We start from the raw sequence: 21,580 nt of genomic DNA on the forward strand, positions 1-21,580 counted from the left end.
GATTTTATTAGCATTACATTAAAAACACAGATAATAATACAAAGAAAATTGGCATGATTACGATATTTTTTTGTTATTTTCTTTCTTTTTGGTGATTATGTGACTAAATAGTAAGTAGTCTCTTTGTGTGATTCGCTTTTTTGATCGTTTCATTTCAATGACAACGTGTCTTTTTTTAGCGAAATAAGGAGCATTTATCGCCAACAACATTAAAATTTCACAATTATTAAGTTTTTTCTTATGATTCTGCCCCTTAACTTCGGGGCTTCATGATAAGATTGGTTCTCGAATCCCCCCTATTCTAAAAGGTTGATCGAAGCTTATGTTAAACACAAATCAGAACTGCAATATTGGATTTGTCGGACTAGGAGTCATGGGTAAAAATCTCGCCCTTAATCTAGCCGACCATGGCTATCGAGTTGCAGGTTTTGATCTTGACGCCAACAAAATTAAAGACGTTCTGGATACAGAAGAACGTGAGCGTCCAGATACTCAAAAGGAAGCCCGAATCATCGGCTGTCCTAATATGGAAGACATGTTAAGCAACCTTGCCAAACCTCGAGTGGTCGTTTTGCTCGTTCCTGCAGGCAAACCGGTTGATATCGTCTGTAACGATCTAATTAAAGCGGGAATTGAATCGGATGATATCGTTGTTGACTGTGGTAACAGCCAATGGACGGATACCATTCGACGCGAAGCAGAATATAAAGACTATTTCAAATTCTTCGGTACCGCCGTTTCCGGGGGTGAAGTCGGCGCTCGTTTTGGCCCGTCCTTGATGCCTGGTGGTGATGCGGACTCATGGAAACACCTGCAACCTATGTGGGAAGCCGTGGCTGCAAAAGTAGACAAGAATGGCAAACCAATTATCAGCAACACACCAGGCAAACCCGTCACTGAAGGCGAGCCTTGCACCGCTTATCTTGGGCCCAATGGCGCTGGCCATTATGTCAAAATGGTACATAACGGCATCGAATACGCTGACATGCAGCTCATATGTGAAGCCTACCACTTGCTTCGCTCTTTGCTAGGCTACGAGCCTGAAGAAATAGGCAAACTGTTTGAAAAATGGAATCAGGGTGATCTAGACAGCTATTTAGTTGAAATCACCGCCGATATTCTGCAGCAATATGATGCAGCTACGGGTGCACCACTGGTCGATATGATACTGGACAGTGCTGGCCAAAAAGGGACGGGGCGTTGGACTTCTATTAGTGCAACACAGATGGGTGTCCCTGCCGGTATTATTAGCGAGTCCGTCTATGCTCGCGCATTAAGTTCGCTCACAACGGAACGCGAACATGCTGCCGGCATTCTGACGGCAGAAGTAGAAAGTGGCGAGATTGCTGCGGAGGAAGTTGAAAAAGCAATTGAGGAAGCTCTATATTGCGCTAAAATTTGCGCCTATGCACAAGGCTTCCAATTAATGCGTGCAGCAGAGAAAGAATATGACTGGACATTCAACTTCAGTGATATCGCGAAAATTTGGCGTGGAGGCTGCATCATCCGCGCGTCTTTCTTGCAAAGAATTGCCGATGCGTTTGATGGTAATCGTGCACTTGAAAACCTGTTATTAAGCGATTACTTCGCCGATACAATGGCCAAAAAACAAGCAGGACTCCGCAAAGCCGTAGTATTAGCAGCTCAATCAGGCGTGCCTACTCCCGCTTTCTTCTCTGCTCTGGCTTACTTCGACGGTTACCGTTCAGAGGTGTTACCAGCGAACCTACTACAAGCCCAACGGGATTACTTTGGAGCTCACACCTATGAGCGTGTCGATGGCGAACCAGGTCAGAAATACCACACTTTCTGGCAAGAAGAAGGTCGTCCTGAACGCAAAGTGTAAGTAGCAACCTACTGTAACACTTTGGAAAGCGAACAAACGCCACTTATCAACGGGTGTTTATACCTAAAAAAGCCCAAACATCGTTTGGGCTTTTTTATTTAATTTTGGCTCTTCCTTTTCCTACTCTTTCATCTGCTTTTCCATAGCCGTTAGCATTCCCCGCAACATGCCTAATTCTTGTTGATCCAACTGCGCTCGTTGAAACAAACGACGAAAGCGTGTCATCACTTTTCCAGGCATTTTCGGCTCTAAAAACTCCGTTTTTACCAAGACGGTTTCCAAGTGATCAAGCAGAAAGTCAATTTGCTCTGCTGTCGCGGCGGGTAAATCCCACTTAGAGGCCACAACGGGCTCATCCTTCATTAACAGAGACTTCATCCTCAATTCGTAAACAATCACCTGCACCGCTGCCGCGAGATTTAGCGAGCTGAAAGTATCGACTGAAGGAATATGCACATGATAGTGACAACGCTGCAATTCTTCATTGGTCAAACCACGATCCTCACGACCAAAGACAAAGGCTGTTTCCAACCCTTCATCAAAGACCAAATCAGCCGCCTGACGAGGGTCGACTAAAGGCCAAGGAATATGACGTTCACGAGCACTGGTACCAATCACCAACTGGCAATCTGCAATCGCTTCTTCTAAGGTGTCTACCACAACCGCATTGTCGAGCAAATCGCTCGCACCGGAGGCTCGGCTAATCGCTTCATCACTTGGGAAATGTTTTGGGGCAACCAGATACAAATCGGCTAATCCCATGTTTTTCATTGCCCGTGCGGTCCCACCAATATTGCCGGGGTGGGAGGTATTAACAAGGACAATTCTTACTTTATTCTGCATGCTAGACACTATCCATTTTTCTAAAAACGAAGGTTGCCGCGAATGTTAACAGTTTTTTCAGCAAAAACCTTAAACTGCTCAGTTTTTCACCAATTATTCACTAGCCAACACTCAACCTTTACGCTAGAATCCGCCCTCTTATTCAAGCAGATCCAGAGCGTCTTATTAAGAAAGCTGTAAACCATTCGTTTCGCTCTCTTTTTCACTCTGGGTAGGCCTACGCTCTTTAACACTTTATTGGCAACTTCTACTGCCCTTTTTAGGCAGTGGACGCATTCTCATTAGAAAGACGGTAACTTATGCAACCTAGAATTAATGTCGCAATCAAAGCCGCTCGCGCAGCAGCTGAATACATCATCCATTCTCAAGAAAAGCTCCTTTTCGACAAAGAGCAGGGCCAAAATGCCGCACAGGTCTACCAAACCGTATGCACTGGTGCTGAACGCAGCATTGTTTACCACCTTGAAAAAGCCTACCCTGGTGACACCATTACCACTCGTCTACAAGGTAGCGTACAAACAGGTGAAGAAGGCGAATGGATCATCGATGCGATCCAAGGACAGCATCTGTTCACACGTGGTCTAACAGGCCATGTTATTACCATGAGTTACTTAGTTGCTGGTAAAGTAGAGCATGCATTAGTGCTTAACCCTCATACTAAAGACGAATTCTACGCTAGCAAAGGCCGTGGAGCTTATCTTAACAATTCTCGTATTCGCACTAGTACAGCCCGTGATCTGGATAAAACGACTCTAGCAGCACAATTTCCTGCCACCGATCGCACGGCCCCTTATTTGGCTGGTCAACTGGCCCTATTATCTGATCTTGCACAAAAAGGCGCCCGCGTTGTGATGCAAGATGCACCCGCGTTGATGCTAGTAAACACGGCGGCAGGTCGTTTGGATGCCGCTTGGGGAATAAAACTTCAAGAATGGGAAATGCAAGCGGCTTTGTTTATTGCCAAAGAAGCAGGTTGCCTGTACGCCACCTTTGATGGCTCACCTAACATTGAAAGCGGCGATGTTTTGTGCGCAAACGCACGCCTTTTCAAAGTGTTGCTGCCTGCTTTAAACAAACACCTACTTTAAAATCTAAAAAGCTAACTGACATATACTGGACTGAGTCTCCTATCCGTCTATGTCAGTTAGTCGATACAACGCAAAAAGCCCGTTTATAACATCGTCATAAACGGGCTTTTTGCGTTTAACTAGTTAGCCAACCAATTATGCTTTGTAAACATTTTGGTAGCAGTAATTGGTCGCTTCGACAAAACCATCCACACTACCACAATCAAAACGACGACCCTTAAATTGGTAAGCCAATACACAGCCTTCTTTTGCTTGCTGCAAAATAGCATCGGTAATTTGTACTTCACCATTTCGACCCGCTGGCGTATTACGAATTTTATCGAAAATATCAGGCGTCAAAATATAACGACCAATAATCGCTAAATTAGACGGGGCTTCTTCTTTGTTAGGTTTCTCAACCATGTCCGTCACACGGTATAACCCCTCCATCATAGAGTCACCTTTAATCACACCATACTTGTGCACTTCGTCTTCAGGTACTTCTTCAATGGCAACAATGGTACAACGGAACTGATTATATAGTTTCACCATTTGTGCCATGACCCCATCACCTTCCCCTTCACCAAAGCACAAGTCATCGGCTAATACGACGCCAAACGCTTCATCGCCAATCAATGGTTCACCTGTCAGAATGGCATGACCAAGACCTAACATGTTGTTTTGACGAGTAAAAGAGAAGTTAACATTATCAATCAAATAACGAATACCATCTAAATACTGTTCTTTACTGGTACCAGAAATCTGATGTTCAAGCTCATAGCTGATATCAAAATGATCAGCAATAGCACGCTTACCACGGCCAGTAACAAATGTGACATTATCCAGACCCGCCTGTACGGCTTCTTCCACACCATACTGAACCAGTGGCTTGTTGACGATGGGAAGCATCTCTTTTGGCATCGACTTAGTCGCTGGCAAAAAGCGTGTACCGTAACCAGCAACAGGGAACAAACATTTGCGAATCATACTCTTTCCTTAAATAAACAAATTTATCAGCAACCACAACCATGGTTATTTTAACTTAACACCCTTTTTGAGACCTTCTGAACAACAGAAGAGAGTCGCTCCAAAACAGGTGAGTTCAACTTAAACCAATGCCAATAAACTGGCACAGATAATTTTTTTTGTGGAAATAGAGACACAAGCCGACCAGCCTCCACCGCTTGCCTCACTTGTATACTTGGAATTAATGCACAGACTGTACCACCAAGTACCATAGAGACAAAGCCATGAGAAGACGGATACCAGTGGCTCGTATCAGAATCCAACGGCATTCCTAAGCACTCTTTCACATAACGCGCCCACAACTCATCATTCTCATCATAAATCAATGACGGCGCACGAGCTACCGACCTAACACTAATCTTACATCTGTCACATCTCAGTACATTTTCTATAAACTCAGGTGAGGAAAACAACTCATAGTGCATATAACCTAGCAAGATGGAGGTTCCACCAGAAACAGGGGTACCAATTTGACTAATACAAGCTACCACCTCGCCACGCTGCAGTAACTCTCGCGTTTTACCTTGATCCGCTGCCTTAATGTGTAAGCGCGTATCATCCAATCGCGAAAAATCCGTCACCACATCGCTAAACCAAGTCGCCAGCACATCGTTATTTACCGCAATAGACAATGGCTGACGAGCATTCTCACCTGTTAGGTTGCCAAACAAACCGTCTTCTAACATCGCCACTTTATTAGCATGGGCAAGCAGTTGCTCTCCCAACATCGTGAGTTCAATGGGCCTAGCCCGAATCAATAGTGGCCCTCCACACTGTTCCTCTAAGCGCTTCACCCTTTGGGACACAGCCGATTGCGTTAAGTTTAAGTGCTGAGCTGCTTTTTCAAAACTTTGAAAGCGCACAACCGAACAAAAACAAGCAACAGAGTGATAATCCAACATAATATATTCTAATGTAATTAAAATTTTATTAATTTATTTTTATCGAAAAATCCGTTTAAGATCAAGCTAAACGTATCAGCAAGCAAAAACCTACAGAGAAACAATATAATGGCATTCATAAGTGGATTGATTACGGGCGGCGGTCTCATTGTCGCCGTGGGTGCACAAAATAGCTTTCTATTGGAACAAGCCCTAAAGCGACACATGGCTTTTCCCATCGCTCTATTATTTATCCTAAGTGATGCACTAGCGATTTCCTTAGGTGCGTTTGGAGTTGGCGTGTTAATACATCATCAGGCAGGTCTTCTGGAACTATTTCGCTGGTTTGGGGTGCTATTTTTACTTTGGTTTGCTTACCAAAAATGGCGAAGCTCTTTTCAGGAAGAACACCTTATTGTACAGCACATTACATCAAGGCTATCGATATGGCCCCTGTTTTTAATGGCATTGGCCGTCACTTGGTTAAACCCGCATTTTTATTTAGATACCATGGTCTTAATGGGCAGTTTGGCCAATCAGTTTCCAGACAGCACACTATTCTTTGTTATTGGGGGGATTAGCGCCTCCATTATATGGTTTCTATCACTATCCATTCTCGGCCACCTATGCGCCAACTGGCTAAGCTCTGTTCGCTTCTGGCGCTGGTTTAATCGCGCAAATGCCCTGCTCATCAGTATCATCGCCATAAAAATCGCCACACAATCATCGTTTTAGTCGCATCAAAAAAAAGCGCGATTGACGATAAGAGTGTGGCGTTTTGAAAGAGCCAATGAGTAACAAACCTTATAGTTTGATCTCTACCTCATGGCTCTCTTCCACTGGCGAGATAGATGAATCGGCTTCGACCAACATTTCTGCTGTCACCACCGGACTGACAGCCAAAGCCACTTGAATCTGATCCCCTTGATCCTCGATGATCATTGGTGGCTGGTAATTTATGCGATACAAAGCAACTAGAGCAACCGTTAAATTCATCGCTGAAATGAACCAAAACAATGCGTCAATACGCACCAGATCCATCAAGGCGGATGCGAACAAAGGCCCGAAAATCCCACCAATCCCATTGAGTAAAATCATCCCACTACTCGCTGAGAGAATTTGCTCAGGTCGTAGTTGGTCATTAATATGAGAAGAGGCCAACGAATACATAGGGAAGGTAAAGGCACCAATAAAGAACATGCCAACCATCATAACAATTTCACTCTTCATCGATGCGCCAAGCGGCACAATAAAGGCACCGATAGCCCCCATTATACCAACCCAGAGAATGGTCACTCGCCGATCCTGACGATCAGACAATTTACCAATTGGCCACTGTAAAAGCATACCACCGATATAACTGGCCCCAATAAAGAGGGAAATTTTCCCAACATTCATCCCCATTCGCTGGGCATATAGAGCCCCTAACCCTAATATCGCGCCAGAAGTAACACCGGCAATGGTGACACCCGTTACCCCCAAGGGAGCTGTTTTTATCAGACCAAGAATATTAAGTTTCTCAGGCACAAGAATGGTCGGTGATGGTGTACGCACCAACAATAAAGGCACCAACGCAAGGGAAATTAATACAGAGGTTAAAATAAATAATCCATACCCACTGGGCGAGGAGACATTAAGCAAAAACTGCCCCATCGTTTGACTGGCCCATATTTCGATGATGTAAATTGAAAACAAACGCCCACGGGTATTGTTGGTAGCAATATCGTTCAGCCAACTTTCTGTCACGATAAACAAACCTGCGTAACACAAGCCTGTTCCCATACGCATCAGCATCCAGAACCAAGGATTTACCACCACAGATTGCATTAAGATGGTAACAGACGCTAAAGAAGCCACAGCGGCAAATACCCGAATATGTCCGACGCTCTTAACCCAAGTAGGCACCAACTGAGACCCAAGAATAAAGCCTAAATAGTAGGCCGACATGATCAGACCCGTTGCCGTCGTATCGAACGATTCAATCGCAGCACGAATACCAATTAGCGAGCTCTGTAAGGCACTCGCCATTGTAATAATGGCAATACCAAAAAGTAGACTCCAAATTGGAAAAAGGGTTTGCTTGATCATGCAGATTCCTTTGAATTAGCGATAATAAACATCGTAGTGGTCATAATTTCGGCAGACTATACCGACAAGAACGGGCATTGCAATACCTAATATTTATCAATAGCAGTAAGCACGTAAAATGCCAACATTGTTAACTACTTTTGATAGGCAAAAGGCCCTTACAGTCGAACTATAAAGGCCTTTTTAAAATGTTTCTTTTACTAGCAGAATTGCCTATGGGTAAAATAACTTATTATAGGTTGATTATACCTCATCACGACTAAAATGTTTACCCAGCAAAGCATGATAGAAATTATGATCGGTTAATAAACCGACACATTGCCCTGCGTTTTCTAGTAAAAGTGGTCGTTTCGATTGATAGCGAATTTCCACCGCATCACGCATTTTAATGGTTTCTGGCACACGAACGATAACCCCTTCTTGAAGATCCTCAATGTCCATTCCTTCTTCCCATTGGGCAGTTGCAACACTCTCCCCCTGCGCCGATTGCACATTAACAAATTCACCCTCTTTCAATGTCATCCAAAGATTTTCCGTTAAAGAATAACGATCATCCTTTATTGGTAGCTCTGCGATTGGCGTCATCAATGAATTGCCACACAACACATGCAATGGGTTTGTATGAGCAACAAATCGCTCAACGTACTCAGTCGCCGGGTTAAGGACAATTTGTTCTGGGGTATTTTGTTGAACAATACGAGCCGATTCCATAATAGCAATTTTGGAACCAATTTTCAGCGCTTCATCTAGGTCGTGGCTCACAAAAATGATGGTTTTCTTCAGACGCTTTTGCAACTCAATCAACTCATCCTGCAACTGAGAGCGAATCAGTGGATCCAATGCTGAAAAAGGCTCATCCATCAACAACACATCGGTGTCCATCGCAAAAGCGCGGGCTAAGCCTACCCGTTGACGCATCCCACCAGACAACTCATCTGGATATTTAGAAGCCCACTTATCAAGCCCCACCATTTTTAACTGCTCTTTCGCTCTCTCTAAGCGTTTGTTTTTTGGCATACCTTGCATTTCTAAACCAAACGCCACATTTTCTAATACCGTTAGCCAAGGCATTAAAGCAAAGCTCTGAAAGACCATTGACACGCGATGAGTTCGCATACGGCGCAAGGTTGTATCATCACAAGAAGCCATATCGACCATTTTGTCCCCGTCACGAACCAGGCAGCGACCACGGGCAACTTTATTGAGTCCATTCACAGCACGCAGCAAAGTCGATTTACCAGAACCGGACAAGCCCATCAAGACGCAAATTTCGCCTTCATTTACTTCAATATTGGCATCTCGTACACCAACCACATCCCCCGTTATGCCGATAATCTCATCGCGACCATGACCTTTATCCATGAGCGTTAACGTCTTAGCCAGGTTTTTACCAAACACAATGTCTATATTTTCAATTTTAACAACAGCCATGATTATCCCTCACGAGTCATTGATGGTGTTTTACAAATACGATCCAACATGATCGCCACCAAAACGATGGATACACCCGCCTCAAAACCTTGCGAGATATTAATCGTATTCAATGCTTGAACCACTGGGCGTCCCAAACCATTAGCTCCCACCAATGCCGCGACCACAACCATAGACAGAGACAACATAATACATTGGGTGACCCCCGCCATAATGCTTGGCATAGCGGCAGGCAACTCCACTTTGTACAGCAGTTTGGATTTTGTACAACCAAAAGCGAGCCCCGCTTCCAACAATTCATTAGGCACTTTACTCACCCCTAAATAGGTCAAGCGAATCGGTGCGGCAATGGCAAAAATAATCGTAGAAATCAAACCAGGCACATAGCCCAGTCCAAATAAAATCAAGGTAGGAATCAAATACACAAACGTCGGAATGGTTTGCATCAAATCTAAAATGGGTCGTAATATTGTATATAACCAAGGTCTATGGGCAGCGGCAATACCGATAGGTACGCCAATTAGGACACTAAATGCCGTCGCCGATATCACCATCACCAAGGTTTCAACCGTATCCTGCCAGTAACCTAAATTCATAATGAGCAACATGGAAGCGGCGATAAACACCATCAAACCAATGTTCTTATGTAAAAACCAAACACCCACGACAACAATCGCCACCACGGCCAGCGGAGGAATCCACATCAGAGCGTCAACCATAGATGTAATCATGGTTCCTAATACATTAGAAATCATGTCAAAAAAACCGGAGGCATTATTTACTAGCCAATTAACAAATGTTTCCATCCATGCGCCAAGAGGAATTTTATGGTCCGTTAGCCAATTCATAGTTTTCTCCCGAATTAATATTTTTTTATTGACGGTTCATGGCGAACCGTCAATACATACCTTTCACTAATAACCTTATGTATTACTTCAGATGCATAAGGAAACTAGTTCACACCAAGATATTTTTTCACAGCTGCAAGACCATTACCGCCAGACTTAGTTTTGACACCAGCCAGCCAGCTAGTCAGTACTTCGGGATTTGCTTTCAGCCACTTTTTAGCGGCTGCAGAGGGTTGCTGACCATCGTTCATGATGTAACCCATAACTTGGTTTTCCATTGGCAGTGAGAACTTAAGATTGGTGAGAAGCTTGCCAACATTAGGACATTCTTGAAGGTAGCCTTTGCGCACATTCGTATACACTTTTGCACCACCATAATCTGGACCAAAGAAAGCATCGCCTCCTTTTAGATAATTCATTTTGAATTCAGTATTCATTGGGTGCGGCTCCCAACCTAAGAAAACAATCCACTTATGACGACGGACATCACGCTTTACTTGAGACAACATCCCCGCTTCACTGGATGACACTAGTTGGAATTTACCCAGACCAAAGGCATTTTCATTGATCATTTTGGAAATCAAACGGTTCCCATCATTACCCGGCTCAATACCATAAATGCGGCCGTTAAATTCTTTACGGTATTTGGCAATGTCTGCAAAACTGTGCACACCACCATCATAAGCCTCTCTATTGACAGCCAATGTATATTTCGCCCCCACAAGGTTAGGGCCGATAACTTGTACCGCACCAGATTTTTCATAGGGCTCAATAATGCCTTTCATGGTTGGCATCCAATTCCCTAGGAAAACATCAATATTTTTATTTTTTAATGACGAGAAAGTCACCGGAACGGACAAAAGATCTATTGTCGTTTTGTAGCCTAAGCCGTGAAGCACTTGAGTTGTTAATCCAGTTGTTGCAGAAATATCAGTCCAACCCACATTCGAAAATCGCACTGTCGAGCAACTGTTATCTGCTGCCATCGTTAAGCCAGAAATACTGGCAATACCAACCATCAATGCGGTTTTAGTAGCCTTCTTTAACATAACTTATCCTCTTTTTTAAAAACTCTATCATGAAGCAATAAGCACCAACGCTTACCCTAGGTTGCAATGCAAGAAATCTCTTGCTACACCTTTCTAGGCCAACCCTCGACCTAGAAAACTTGTTTAAAAACAAAATCTAAATAAGTTTGAATTTGTTTCGCAGACCGCGCTTTATCAATACCGCCAGACAAAGACCCTCGTAGCCACATGCCGTCAATCAAAGCGGCAACCGTCTGCGCAATGTTACGCGCCTCGTTAATATCAAAGTGATCTCGCAACACCACTACCAATGAAGTATGCAAACGACGGCTATAAACATTTTGCAACCGGTATAATGACGGTGTATGCATGGCCGAAGCCCAAAACCCCATCCAAGCTTTAACCACTTCAGGGTTCGTTTGAGATTGACTAAAGCTGGCTCGAACGATGGCCATTACCCTTTCTTTTGCGCTGGCATTGTGTGCCTGTTGCACTTGCTCTCTCAAAATATCAAAAAACTCACGAATCAAACTTTTCATGGTTTCTTCGAATAGACCATTTTTTCCACCAAAATAATGATTAATAATGGCAGGAGAAACACCGGCGTTTTTACCGATAATACTGACCGTTGCACCAGAAAAACCGTATTCATTGATGGCTTCAATCGCCGCCTGAATGAGTTGAGGTTTACGAATTTTTTGCATTCCAACTTTTGGCATAATGCATCCTTTTTTATTAAACGGTCGTTTAATGAAAACATACTAGGCTCTTTATATAATAAGGGTCAACCCTTGACAAATCTAAATATTAGTACACTAATAAACATAACCGTTTGATTTTTATAATAAAAACTATCTTTTAAATTTTTTACATCTTTTTTTTGGCATACAATGGACGCTTAAGGATAAAAAATAAGGAAATAAAACTAAAAAATGCTCATTATGTGTTTAAAAATTCAACAAAAATGTGACATAAAGCATTGAAAAATCTACAAAATACGTGTTGACAATATAATTTTTAATAGAGCTCAAATAATTTAACAAGGAAAATTTGTATGAAAAAGCCACATTTTGATTTCGACACCCTCATAGATCGCACCCAAACACAAAGTGATAAGTGGGCAAAATACCCTGAGCATGTCATCCCAATGTGGGTCGCAGACATGGACTTTGACTCACCAGAATGCATCAAAACCGCCCTAAATAACCGTATTAATCAGGGGGTTTTTGGTTACACTCACGCTTCCAAATCCCTAAACAATGCCATCCTAAACCATCTAGTTCATCGATATCATTGGTCCATCTCTCCAGCGGCCCTCTCTCATCTGCCCGGGTTGGTTTGTGCCTTGCACTTGGCCGTCAGGGCGTTTTCTAACGAAGGCGATGGCATCGTCGTACCAGGCCCAGTGTATTATCACCTGAACCGAGCCCCACAACTCGCAAAGCGCCAGCTAATAACCGTCGATATGACCATCCAACAAGACCGTTGGGTGCCGGATTTCACTCAATTAGAAAAGGCCTGTGCGCAAGCTAACGCTAAAATGATTCTCCTATGCAACCCTCACAATCCTGGCGGCACCGTCTATACAAGAGAAGAATTAACGCAAATCCATACACTCGCGGAAAAATATAATTTACTTGTTGTCAGTGATGAAATTCACTGTGACCTGATTTTTGATGGCCTGCAGCATACTCCCTTTGCCAGCCTAAACGACGACGCAGCTAAGCGAACCATCACGTTAATGGCCCCCAGTAAAACCTTTAATATCGCAGGATTAGGCTATGCTTTTGCCATTATAGAAAACACGAAACTAAGACAGACATTTAACGACGCCAAAAGCGGCTTAATTCCTTACCCCAATATGCTTGGTTTGGTTGCCGCCACAGCCGCTTACCAAGAAGGCCAACAATGGCACCAAGCATTGCTGAACTACCTCACTAAGAACCGTAATTTTTTGCAACAATGGTTGAAAAAAACGCCGTTTTCGATGCAAAAACTTGAGGCAACCTACCTCGCTTGGATCGATGTTTCTGCCTTAGGTATTGATAATCCTCATCATTTTTTTCTTGAGGCAGGTGTTGGTGTCTCGGATGGTAAAGAATTTGGTAATTCGGCCTTTATTCGATTAAACTTTGGGTGTCCCATGCGTCAACTTGAACAAGCAATTGAGCGCCTTGAAGTCGCCTTAAAAAAGAATAGAGCTTTATAAAATTATTCTTTAAAAACAGGTTGTTAGGCAAAAATAAACTCTATTAAAAGAGGTTATTGCGATGACGTCACCTGCAAGTAATTTTATCGATTATTATATTCAGCATGCCGCCTCAGCAATGCGTGATGATTTGCATGAAATCATTGATATAATGACTCTAATAGCACCGGATGCCGAGCTCTCTTTTGACCTTGGTATCCCTTATTTCCAACAAGAATCGGACTGGCTTTTTGGTGTGGCGGCCCGTCAAGATCACCTGTGTATTTATTTTTCAGATACCAGCCTGTTTTATTCCTTTGCCCAGCGTCTGAATCATGCTCAGTTTGGCGAAAATTGCCTACGTTTTCATCGCCTTAATGAGATCAATGTCAATGTCTTTACTGAGCTACTCAGCCAAATCAAAGCCAGCGCGGTAAAACGCAATCGTGAGCGACAGGCACATCATTTACATTGACCTGTTACCTATAATATTGACCTACTACAGCGTAATCGTCATATTAACCGCTGCCCTTTCGATACCAATCAACCAAAACGCAATTAAAGCGTGTCATTGCTGATCGGTACGTTTAAGATAGAAATCACTGATAAAACAAGATAACGAAAAAGAAAGGTCCGCATTAAAGGCGACACGCTTGATGATCGATTTTACCGTACGCATAGGTATTTTCTTGGCGCTGCTTAGTGTATTGCTGGTTTGGCAATGGCAACGTCCGCGCAAACCATTGCGCCTATCGCTACCGCGCTGGCGACACAACGCTGCCTTAATGCTAACCAATGCTCTGTGTGTGCGCCTCCTGCAGCCACTGTTACTTTCCCTTATCGCACTACTCAATACCCATAACGGACTCCTGCATAGCCTTAATCTACCCTATTGGCTTATCTTTATTCTCAGCTTAGTGTTTCTAGACGCCCTTATTTACTGGCAGCACAGACTATTTCATCGTATTCCTTGGTTATGGCGTATTCACAAAGTCCATCACAGCGACCCAGAACTGGATGTCAGCTCCGCCGTTCGCTTCCATCCAGTTGAAATTATCCTGTCGTTGATGATCAAAGCCTGTGCAATTTGGCTATTAGGGGTGCCCCTCGCTGCCGTTTTAGTATTTGATATTTTGCTTAATGGTTTTGCCATGTTTAACCACACCAATATCCGATTACCCAACAGGCTTGAGCCTTGGGTACGCGCACTCATCGTCACACCTGACATGCACCGCATCCATCATTCGCGACGTCCACAAGAAGCCCATAGCAATTTTGGCTTTTGCTTAAGCATTTGGGACAGATGTTTCCAAAGCAATACACCACGCGCTCAGGACGGCGATGGGCAACTGAGCATCGGCCTACCCAGCCCCTCTTATTCTCCCCCGCCTTCTTTTATCAGCCTTATTGTTATGCCCTTTGCTGCCTCTTCAGTCGCAACAGGCCATACCACATCCAACAACAAGACCCCAATAAAATGGGATAAATAGTATAGGGAGCACTATGAGTTATCACGCTATAAACCAAATCGAAATGCGTATTATTGGGTGTTTGATCGAAAAAGAAATCACCACACCAGACCAATACCCATTAAGCCTGAATGCCCTGATCAACGCATGCAATCAAAAATCCAACCGTGAGCCTGTCACCCAGTACAGCGAATTAGACGTGCAAGACGTTCTGGATGCATTGGTGGATCGCGGCTTAGTAACTGAAATATCAACCTCCCACAGCCGTGTCAGCAAATATCAACATCGCTTTTGTAATACCGAATTTTCAGACTTACAACTTTCGCCTGCGGAAACCGCGATTATCTGCTTATTGTTTGTACGTGGCGCACAAACTCCGGGGGAGTTACGCTCGCGCAGTGGCCGTTTATACAGCTTTCAAAGCCGTGACGAAGTGGAAAGTGCCTTACAAAGTCTTCACGAAAAAACGGGCGGTCCTTACGTTGAACAACTGGCCAGAGAACCTGGAAAGCGGGAGTCACGTTATCGGGAATGCTTCTGCACTGAGCATAATGAACAAGACAGGGCCGTGGTCGCCACCTTTGGTGAGACTCACAACCACCAGCAAAGCGATCAAGATCCCTCACTTATCAAACGTATTGCTGACTTAGAAGAACAAGTCTTAAGCTTAATGGAACGAGTAGAACACCTTGAAAATGGCAGTGGACTATAATGACGATTAGCGTCAGACTAGCCGCTTTTAACATAAACGGCTCTGCTCACCAGACATTCACATTAAGGAGATACCCATGAATCAGATACGCTGGGGAATCATTGGAACAGGCAATATAGCCCGCCTATTTGCAAGCGACTTTTGCCATGCAAAATCCGGTGAATTGCGTGCCGTTGCCTCTAGGGAAAAAACCTTAGCCGATGACTTTGCTGCCGAATTCGACATTGAACTGGCCTTTGTCGATTACTTCTCCTTAATCCACAGCAATGAAGTCGACGTGATCTACATCGCCACGCCACACATGTCTCACTTTGACCTGACCAAAGCCTGTATTTTGGCGGGCAAATCCGTTTTGTGTGAAAAACCCTTCACCATCAACGAAGCACAATCTCGAGAGCTCTTTGAATTGGCAGCGGAAAAAGAAGTCTTTGTCATGGAAGCCATGTGGACACGCTTTAACCCCGTTATAGAGCAAGTGATTGAATGGGTCGAAGAAGGGGAAATTGGTACGCTTCACAGTGTTCAAGCCAATTTCAACTTTCTAGCACCAACCGATCCAGAGCATCGCTTAATGAACCTAGAAATGGGCGGCGGCGCTTTGCTCGACATTGGTATCTACCCTGTCTTCTTAGCGCAACTACTATGTGGTAAGCCCGACTTTATCCAAAACCAAGCCGTTATTGGGGATACCAATGTGGACGTTTTTGAGCAATTGCTTCTAGGTTGGAACAGCGGACAACTGGCCTCCTTGGAAGCGTCATTAATCTCTTGCAACCCAAACCGAGCGGTCCTATCGGGAGCCAAAGGCTACATCGAGATCGATTCCCCTTGGTATATGGCAAAATCCTGTCGTTTGATCAATCACGAAGGACAAGAACGCGCTGTGGAATTTGATTTTCCTGGGCGCGGCTATCAATTCGAAGTGGATGAAGTTAACCGTTGTTTGATGGAAGAGTTACTAGAAAGCCCGAACCATCGTTGGGAAGACACCCTAGAACTGATCGCTACCCTTGACGAAGTCCGTCAAGACATCGGTCTTCAATACCCAGGAGAACCGGATTTTTACGAAGAAGACTTGGAACATCACCATCATGAACACCACCATCACAAGCACTGATTAAGCAAAGCGGTGCTATCTAACCTAGATATCTGACCTAAGCCTCCTGCTCTTTGGGAGGTTTAGACCATCTTCTGCAAAGCACTCTCTCATACCCTTCTCGTTATACCAATATTGATATATTCATTCCCTCAACTGGCATTTGAATCACACCATAGAGAACTCTATCCTCAAAGCGTCAGAGAATTTAGCAAGTCGCTAACTCTCTCACGGAAAATAATAAAAATAAGAGGAATTTCGTATGATCGATCGCTCAATACGTCAACATTTGTCATGGTTTGACACTCTCAAGCAACACCTCCTAACGACCGTACTCTGTGTAGCATTGCCTGTGTGTTCTGTCTCTGCCAGCGCAGAGAGCTTAACCATTGGCTTTTCGCAAATCGGCTCTGAAAGCGGCTGGCGCACATCAGAAACCGAATCCATCAAAGCCGAAGCAGAACGCCGTGGCTATAATCTAAAATTCTCCGACGCCCAACAAAAGCAAGAAAACCAAATCAAAGCGGTGCGCTCTTTTATTGCCCAAGGAGTTGATGGGATTTTGCTTGCCCCTGTCGTCGAAACTGGCTGGGATCAAGTGCTCAAAGAAGCAAAGCGTGCCCATATCCCCGTAGTCTTAGTGGATCGTGGCGTGGATGCTAACCCAGACCTATATCTCACCAAAGTTGCTTCCGACTTTAGGGAAGAAGGTGCCCTTGCTGCTTCTTGGTTAGCTGCGAAAACCAACGGCAAATGCAATATCGTCGAATTGCAAGGCACGGTGGGTTCTTCTGCGGCCATTGATCGCAAAGCAGGCTTTGATGCGGTTATCAGCAATTTCCCAAATATGAAAATCATCCGTTCTCAATCTGGAGATTTCACACGCGCTGGTGGTAAAGAAGTTATGGAAAGCTTCCTGAAAGCCGAAAGCAATCCTAAAAAAGACATCTGTGCTCTGTTCTCCCATAACGATGACATGGCCTTAGGTGCCATTCTTGCCATGAAAGAAGCGGGAATCAAACCTAGCAAAGACATTCTTGTCGTCTCGATTGATGGTGTGCCAGATATTTTCAAAGCCATGATGGATGGTGAAAGTAACGCCACCATTGAGCTTAATCCACATTTAGGCGCGCCTGCCTTTGACGCCATTCTTGCCTACCGTGCGGGAAAAACAGTGCCTAAATGGATCAAAGCCAACGGCCCGCTGTACTTACCTGATACCGCCGCCGCAGAGTATAACAAACGCAAATAATGTGGCTTCCCCTTGAGCGTGCGTCATCTGTTTCTCATTAGGATGCCGCGCGCTCACAGGCGTGAATGACGTTTGAAGTAGGCCAAACAGGAGCGCTTACCTATGGCACCTCATAGCAATGTAAAAGACCACTCAAGAACGACAAGCGATTACAGCTCTGCCTTGTTACAGATTCGTTCCCTCTCTAAATCCTTTACGGGTGTGCAGGCACTAAATGCTGTCTCTCTGCAAGTCAATAAAGGCGAGATTCATGCTTTGCTCGGCGAAAACGGCGCGGGGAAATCGACCCTCATCAAAGTCCTCACAGGCGTTCACCCAAGAGACGAGGGGGACATTCAGTTAGATGGCCGAGCCATCCATGCCCGTGACAGCGGCCATGCTCAGCAATTAGGCATAAGTACTGTCTATCAGGAAGTCAATTTAATCCCCAGTATGTCGGTCACTGAAAACCTAACCCTACAGCAACAGGAAAAATCCTTTGGATTGATCAATTGGAAAAAAGCCGATACACGCGCCAGAGCCCTATTAGCCAGAGTGGGACTGGAAAACCTCGATCCATCTCGACAACTCGACCGCTACTCCATTGCTATACAACAGCTTATCGCCATTGCCAGGGCCCTAAGCAATGAGGCAAAACTGCTGATTTTAGACGAACCAACCGCCAGCCTTGATGCCAGTGAAATCAAGCAGCTCTTTAGCTTGATGACTCAACTCAAAAACCAAGGCATGGGCATTATTTTTGTCACCCACTTTCTCGACCAAGTGTATGACATCACTGACGTTATCACGGTATTACGCAATGGCGAATGCGTGGGGACTTTTCCCACCGCCTCATTAAGCCGTTCCGATCTTGTCAGCCATATGGTTGGTAAATCGTTAGACGATCTTGCCACCTCTAGCGACCATCAAACCACTGGAAAGCCTCAAAACACTCTACTGACCATGCAACATGTCGGAAAACAACGTTTTCTACATCCCCTTGATTTGACCATACATGCCGGTGAGATTGTCGGTGTGGCCGGCTTACTGGGCTCAGGACGAACCGAGTTATGCGAACTGGCCTATGGCTCGACAAAGCCAGATCAAGGTCTCATTACACTCCACCAAGACTCATCAGCAACACCAACAGCTGAGCCCACCTCACTAACACAAAAGTCGCTGCGTCAGACGATTCAATCGGGAATGGGCTATTGCCCAGAAGATCGTAAATTAGACGGCATCGTGGCCGAGTTAAGTATACGTGAAAACATGATTCTGGCCTTACAAGCCAGCAAAGGCTGGTGGCGCTCCATTGCCATGTCTGAACAGAAAAAACTGGTTGACGATATGATCAAACGCCTAGCCATAAAAACCCCAGATATGGACAAACCCGTGGGCGAATTAAGTGGCGGTAATCAACAGAAAGTCATTCTCGCGCGTTGGCTGATTACCCATCCAAAGCTGCTTATTCTAGACGAACCCACCCGAGGCATTGATATTGGCGCACATCACGAAATTATCCAAATCATGCAAGAGCTTTGCGAACAAGGTATGGGCCTATTAGTGGCCTCATCCGAACTCGAAGAGTTAGTCATGTTTGCTCACCGTGTGGTCGTCATGAAAGATCATCACAAAGTCGCTGAGTTGCGCGGTAGCGATGTCTCAGAACAAGCTATCCTTCATACCATTGCGAGCTAAATGGACACGCTATGATAGACATTAGACCACCCATAAAAGCCACCAATATGAAAAAACATCACGCATTACAACACCTATTAAAACGGCTACAGAAGCAGCCTAAAACCCTTGCCCCCTTTGTCTCCCTGTTGCTGATTCTTAGCGTTACCGCTCTGATCACACCCGGCTTTTTAGAGATTAAATTTGTCAACGGTCATCTATATGGCAGCTTAATCGATATTCTCCATCGCGGCACCCCAACGGCCTTAGTGGCTCTGGGCATGGCAGTTGTTATTGGAACACGAGGCATCGATTTATCTGTCGGTGCCGTCATCGCTATTTCCGGTGCGGTCACCGCCGTACTCACGGTAAACACAGATTGGCCTGTCTGGATCGTCATTGCCTGCGCACTGGGCAGTGGCTTAGCCTGCGGACTCTGGAACGGCCTATTAGTATCGATCTTTAATATTCAACCCATTGTTGCCACGCTTATTTTAATGGTGGCTGGGCGAGGCATTGCCCAAATGATTACCGAAGGACAAATCGTTACCTTTCATTCAACGGTGCTTAATGCCATTGGTAATGAATTCTTTTTAGCCTTTCCCATTCGTGTGTGGATCGCCCTTGGTATGATCATACTGACCATAGTCGTGATGCGTAAAACCTCACTGGGGTTGTTTATTGAAGCCGTTGGGGCCAATGTTAGAGCCAGTCGCTTAGTCGGCATTGAAGCCCGTCTATTGGTACTATCCGCCTATATGTTTTCCGGCTTTTGCGCCGCCTTAAGTGGTATTATCATCGCGGCCGATATTCGCGGAGCGGATGCTAATAATGCTGGCCTGTGGCTCGAACTGGATGCCATTCTTGCCGTCGTGCTCGCGGGGGCTTCCCTCGCGGGTGGACGCATCTACCTAGGACTCACCATTATTGGCGTATTGATTATTCAAACCCTTACCACTGCGATTTTAACCAGCGGTTTACCTGTACAATACAATCTGGTTGTTAAAGCCACCATCATTCTGGCAGTGCTGCTTATTCAATCCCCCACCACAAGGCAATGGTTAGCAAAACGCTTTCAATCTAAAAGACGGCAAAACGCTAAAAAAGGACAAAACAGTACATCATCTCAAAATCATGGGAGAGCAGATCAATGATCAATGAGCGTAATCTTCCTATTTTCGCCACACTCACCGTGTTTCTCTTACTTTATGGGTTTGGCATGTATGAATACAAAGGCTTTCGCGACACCCTTGTCTTCACCAATCTATTAACAGACAACGCTTTTTTAATCGTCACCGCAGTGGGAATGACTTTTGTCATTTTATCGGGTGGAATCGACCTTTCCGTCGGTTCCATGATCGCCTTCATCGGTGTATTAATGGCTTATCTGATCACCAGCTTGCACATTCATCCCATCCTTGCCATCGCTATCTCATTGATTGTCGGCACCGCCTTTGGCGCCATCATGGGCATGATTATCTCTGTATTTGAGATTCAGCCCTTTATTGTCACCTTGGCAGGTATGTTTCTCTTTAGAGGGCTCGCCTATTTAATCAATCTGGACGCCGTCCCGATTAACCACCCTTTTATCACTGCCTTGTCTGACATCTATGTCAGTGTGCCAGGGCGTGGCGGTTTAACCTTTATCGCCATGGCCATGTTGGTGCTCTTGGTAGTAGGGATTTTGATCGCTCGTCGCACACGCTTTGGCATGAACGTCTATGCCATTGGCGGAGACAAACAGTCGGCCGCCTTACTGGGAGTCCCCATCAAAAAAACCACCGTCAAAATCTATGCATTAAGTGGTTTATACAGCGCTCTGGCTGGGGTGATTTTTGCCATCTACACCAGCTCCGCCTACCCTTTGGCCGCCGTAGGAGTAGAATTAGATGCCATTGCAGCGGTCGTCATCGGCGGCACGTTACTGACTGGCGGAGTAGGCTATGTCTTTGGCTCCTTTTTAGGAGCCATGATCCAAGGCGTGATTCAAACCCTTATTACCTTTGATGGCAGCCTCAATAGTTGGTGGACTAAACTCGCCATTGGCGGCCTCTTGCTGTTTTTTATCTTGCTGCAAAAAGCCATTGTTTTCTGGGCCAAAAAACGTAGTCCTGCCACGTAATAACGGATCACACCTGATACATACTCA

20 protein-coding genes are annotated in these 21,580 nt (G+C 44.9%); 12 read left to right on the plus strand and 8 right to left on the minus strand.

Annotated features, from left to right (window positions below; all coding sequences use genetic code 11):
- The first annotated feature begins 322 nt into the window (after positions 1-322).
- Positions 323-1,846, plus strand: a complete 1,524-nt coding sequence (gene gndA, locus AC0VYI_RS19910) for an NADP-dependent phosphogluconate dehydrogenase (protein ID WP_475445073.1) — start codon at positions 323-325, stop codon at positions 1,844-1,846.
- A gap of 120 nt (positions 1,847-1,966) precedes the next feature.
- On the opposite strand, the gene AC0VYI_RS19915 is transcribed toward gndA, so the two are convergent.
- Positions 1,967-2,689, minus strand: a complete 723-nt coding sequence (locus AC0VYI_RS19915; RefSeq protein WP_199474031.1) for an RNA methyltransferase — start codon at positions 2,687-2,689, stop codon at positions 1,967-1,969.
- A gap of 299 nt (positions 2,690-2,988) precedes the next feature.
- On the opposite strand from AC0VYI_RS19915, the gene AC0VYI_RS19920 reads away from it, so the two are divergent.
- Positions 2,989-3,777: an inositol monophosphatase family protein gene (locus AC0VYI_RS19920; RefSeq protein WP_199474028.1), complete on the plus strand. Its 789-nt coding sequence runs from the start codon at positions 2,989-2,991 to the stop codon at positions 3,775-3,777.
- A 135-nt stretch (positions 3,778-3,912) separates the two neighbouring features.
- On the opposite strand, the gene galU is transcribed toward AC0VYI_RS19920, so the two are convergent.
- Positions 3,913-4,743: a UTP--glucose-1-phosphate uridylyltransferase GalU gene (gene galU, locus AC0VYI_RS19925; RefSeq protein WP_475445074.1), complete on the minus strand. Its 831-nt coding sequence runs from the start codon at positions 4,741-4,743 to the stop codon at positions 3,913-3,915.
- Positions 4,744-4,793: 50 nt separating this feature from the next.
- On the minus strand, positions 4,794-5,684 hold the full coding sequence (locus tag AC0VYI_RS19930) for an ArgP/LysG family DNA-binding transcriptional regulator (RefSeq protein WP_475445076.1): 891 nt from the start codon (positions 5,682-5,684) through the stop codon (positions 4,794-4,796).
- A 108-nt stretch (positions 5,685-5,792) separates the two neighbouring features.
- Here AC0VYI_RS19930 and AC0VYI_RS19935 point away from each other — a divergent pair, with 108 nt between their 5' ends.
- Entirely contained in the window at positions 5,793-6,398 is a 606-nt protein-coding gene (locus tag AC0VYI_RS19935; protein WP_475445078.1) for a LysE/ArgO family amino acid transporter, read from the plus strand.
- Positions 6,399-6,467: 69 nt separating this feature from the next.
- On the opposite strand, the gene AC0VYI_RS19940 is transcribed toward AC0VYI_RS19935, so the two are convergent.
- The 5 genes from AC0VYI_RS19940 to betI all read right to left on the minus strand — a co-directional run bounded on the left by AC0VYI_RS19940 (position 6,468) and on the right by betI (position 11,777).
- Positions 6,468-7,751 carry an MFS transporter gene (locus tag AC0VYI_RS19940; protein ID WP_199474022.1) on the minus strand — a complete coding sequence of 428 codons (1,284 nt, stop codon included), beginning with the start codon at positions 7,749-7,751 and terminating at the stop codon, positions 6,468-6,470.
- A 243-nt stretch (positions 7,752-7,994) separates the two neighbouring features.
- The gene (gene choV / locus AC0VYI_RS19945; protein ID WP_475445081.1) at positions 7,995-9,182 is read right to left on the minus strand and encodes a choline ABC transporter ATP-binding protein; all 1,188 of its coding nucleotides are present in this window, start codon (positions 9,180-9,182) and stop codon (positions 7,995-7,997) included.
- Positions 9,183-9,184: 2 nt separating this feature from the next.
- Positions 9,185-10,030, minus strand: coding sequence for a choline ABC transporter permease subunit (choW, locus tag AC0VYI_RS19950; RefSeq protein ID WP_199474001.1), 846 nt, complete (start codon positions 10,028-10,030; stop codon positions 9,185-9,187).
- Positions 10,031-10,134: 104 nt separating this feature from the next.
- Positions 10,135-11,079, minus strand: coding sequence for a choline ABC transporter substrate-binding protein (locus AC0VYI_RS19955; RefSeq protein WP_199473999.1), 945 nt, complete (start codon positions 11,077-11,079; stop codon positions 10,135-10,137).
- A 110-nt stretch (positions 11,080-11,189) separates the two neighbouring features.
- Entirely contained in the window at positions 11,190-11,777 is a 588-nt protein-coding gene (gene betI, locus AC0VYI_RS19960; RefSeq protein WP_199473997.1) for a transcriptional regulator BetI, read from the minus strand.
- Between the two features lie 335 nt (positions 11,778-12,112).
- Here betI and AC0VYI_RS19965 point away from each other — a divergent pair, with 335 nt between their 5' ends.
- The 9 genes from AC0VYI_RS19965 to yjfF all read left to right on the plus strand — a co-directional run bounded on the left by AC0VYI_RS19965 (position 12,113) and on the right by yjfF (position 21,553).
- Positions 12,113-13,267, plus strand: a complete 1,155-nt coding sequence (locus tag AC0VYI_RS19965) for a MalY/PatB family protein (protein WP_475445083.1) — start codon at positions 12,113-12,115, stop codon at positions 13,265-13,267.
- A gap of 61 nt (positions 13,268-13,328) precedes the next feature.
- Positions 13,329-13,721 carry a DUF1801 domain-containing protein gene (locus AC0VYI_RS19970; RefSeq protein WP_199473987.1) on the plus strand — a complete coding sequence of 131 codons (393 nt, stop codon included), beginning with the start codon at positions 13,329-13,331 and terminating at the stop codon, positions 13,719-13,721.
- Between the two features lie 181 nt (positions 13,722-13,902).
- On the plus strand, positions 13,903-14,736 hold the full coding sequence (locus AC0VYI_RS19975) for a sterol desaturase family protein (RefSeq protein ID WP_475445085.1): 834 nt from the start codon (positions 13,903-13,905) through the stop codon (positions 14,734-14,736).
- Positions 14,737-14,749: 13 nt separating this feature from the next.
- Positions 14,750-15,427, plus strand: a complete 678-nt coding sequence (locus AC0VYI_RS19980; RefSeq protein ID WP_475445086.1) for a YceH family protein — start codon at positions 14,750-14,752, stop codon at positions 15,425-15,427.
- Positions 15,428-15,503: 76 nt separating this feature from the next.
- Positions 15,504-16,544 (plus strand): Gfo/Idh/MocA family protein, encoded by a 1,041-nt coding sequence (locus AC0VYI_RS19985; protein WP_199473981.1) that lies wholly within the window; start codon positions 15,504-15,506, stop codon positions 16,542-16,544.
- A gap of 241 nt (positions 16,545-16,785) precedes the next feature.
- Complete coding sequence (locus tag AC0VYI_RS19990; protein ID WP_067013536.1) at positions 16,786-17,775, plus strand: ABC transporter substrate-binding protein; 990 nt, start codon at positions 16,786-16,788, stop codon at positions 17,773-17,775.
- Positions 17,776-17,877: 102 nt separating this feature from the next.
- A complete protein-coding gene (locus tag AC0VYI_RS19995; RefSeq protein WP_475445088.1) occupies positions 17,878-19,452 on the plus strand; it encodes a sugar ABC transporter ATP-binding protein in 1,575 nt (524 codons plus the stop codon).
- An 11-nt stretch (positions 19,453-19,463) separates the two neighbouring features.
- Positions 19,464-20,585 (plus strand): ABC transporter permease, encoded by a 1,122-nt coding sequence (locus tag AC0VYI_RS20000; protein ID WP_475445090.1) that lies wholly within the window; start codon positions 19,464-19,466, stop codon positions 20,583-20,585.
- The gene (gene yjfF, locus AC0VYI_RS20005; RefSeq protein ID WP_475445092.1) at positions 20,582-21,553 is read left to right on the plus strand and encodes a galactofuranose ABC transporter, permease protein YjfF; all 972 of its coding nucleotides are present in this window, start codon (positions 20,582-20,584) and stop codon (positions 21,551-21,553) included. The genes AC0VYI_RS20000 and yjfF overlap by 4 nt, the downstream gene beginning before the upstream one ends.
- The last annotated feature ends 27 nt before the right edge of the window (positions 21,554-21,580 follow it).

Source organism: Marinomonas sp. 63XJN7_9_ISO-PGPR-S23-217 (genome assembly GCF_056173515.1).

What these genes read in the sequence shown, in the direction of transcription:
- gndA (WP_475445073.1), top strand. Translation starts at nt 323, where the DNA reads ATGTTAAACACAAATCAGAACTGCAATATTGGATTTGTCGGACTAGGA.
- AC0VYI_RS19915 (WP_199474031.1), bottom strand. Translation starts at nt 2,689, where the DNA reads ATGCAGAATAAAGTAAGAATTGTCCTTGTTAATACCTCCCACCCCGGC.
- AC0VYI_RS19920 (WP_199474028.1), top strand. Translation starts at nt 2,989, where the DNA reads ATGCAACCTAGAATTAATGTCGCAATCAAAGCCGCTCGCGCAGCAGCT.
- galU (WP_475445074.1), bottom strand. Translation starts at nt 4,743, where the DNA reads ATGATTCGCAAATGTTTGTTCCCTGTTGCTGGTTACGGTACACGCTTT.
- AC0VYI_RS19930 (WP_475445076.1), bottom strand. Translation starts at nt 5,684, where the DNA reads ATGTTGGATTATCACTCTGTTGCTTGTTTTTGTTCGGTTGTGCGCTTT.
- AC0VYI_RS19935 (WP_475445078.1), top strand. Translation starts at nt 5,793, where the DNA reads ATGGCATTCATAAGTGGATTGATTACGGGCGGCGGTCTCATTGTCGCC.
- AC0VYI_RS19940 (WP_199474022.1), bottom strand. Translation starts at nt 7,751, where the DNA reads ATGATCAAGCAAACCCTTTTTCCAATTTGGAGTCTACTTTTTGGTATT.
- choV (WP_475445081.1), bottom strand. Translation starts at nt 9,182, where the DNA reads ATGGCTGTTGTTAAAATTGAAAATATAGACATTGTGTTTGGTAAAAAC.
- choW (WP_199474001.1), bottom strand. Translation starts at nt 10,030, where the DNA reads ATGAATTGGCTAACGGACCATAAAATTCCTCTTGGCGCATGGATGGAA.
- AC0VYI_RS19955 (WP_199473999.1), bottom strand. Translation starts at nt 11,079, where the DNA reads ATGTTAAAGAAGGCTACTAAAACCGCATTGATGGTTGGTATTGCCAGT.
- betI (WP_199473997.1), bottom strand. Translation starts at nt 11,777, where the DNA reads ATGCCAAAAGTTGGAATGCAAAAAATTCGTAAACCTCAACTCATTCAG.
- AC0VYI_RS19965 (WP_475445083.1), top strand. Translation starts at nt 12,113, where the DNA reads ATGAAAAAGCCACATTTTGATTTCGACACCCTCATAGATCGCACCCAA.
- AC0VYI_RS19970 (WP_199473987.1), top strand. Translation starts at nt 13,329, where the DNA reads ATGACGTCACCTGCAAGTAATTTTATCGATTATTATATTCAGCATGCC.
- AC0VYI_RS19975 (WP_475445085.1), top strand. Translation starts at nt 13,903, where the DNA reads ATGATCGATTTTACCGTACGCATAGGTATTTTCTTGGCGCTGCTTAGT.
- AC0VYI_RS19980 (WP_475445086.1), top strand. Translation starts at nt 14,750, where the DNA reads ATGAGTTATCACGCTATAAACCAAATCGAAATGCGTATTATTGGGTGT.
- AC0VYI_RS19985 (WP_199473981.1), top strand. Translation starts at nt 15,504, where the DNA reads ATGAATCAGATACGCTGGGGAATCATTGGAACAGGCAATATAGCCCGC.
- AC0VYI_RS19990 (WP_067013536.1), top strand. Translation starts at nt 16,786, where the DNA reads ATGATCGATCGCTCAATACGTCAACATTTGTCATGGTTTGACACTCTC.
- AC0VYI_RS19995 (WP_475445088.1), top strand. Translation starts at nt 17,878, where the DNA reads ATGGCACCTCATAGCAATGTAAAAGACCACTCAAGAACGACAAGCGAT.
- AC0VYI_RS20000 (WP_475445090.1), top strand. Translation starts at nt 19,464, where the DNA reads ATGATAGACATTAGACCACCCATAAAAGCCACCAATATGAAAAAACAT.
- yjfF (WP_475445092.1), top strand. Translation starts at nt 20,582, where the DNA reads ATGATCAATGAGCGTAATCTTCCTATTTTCGCCACACTCACCGTGTTT.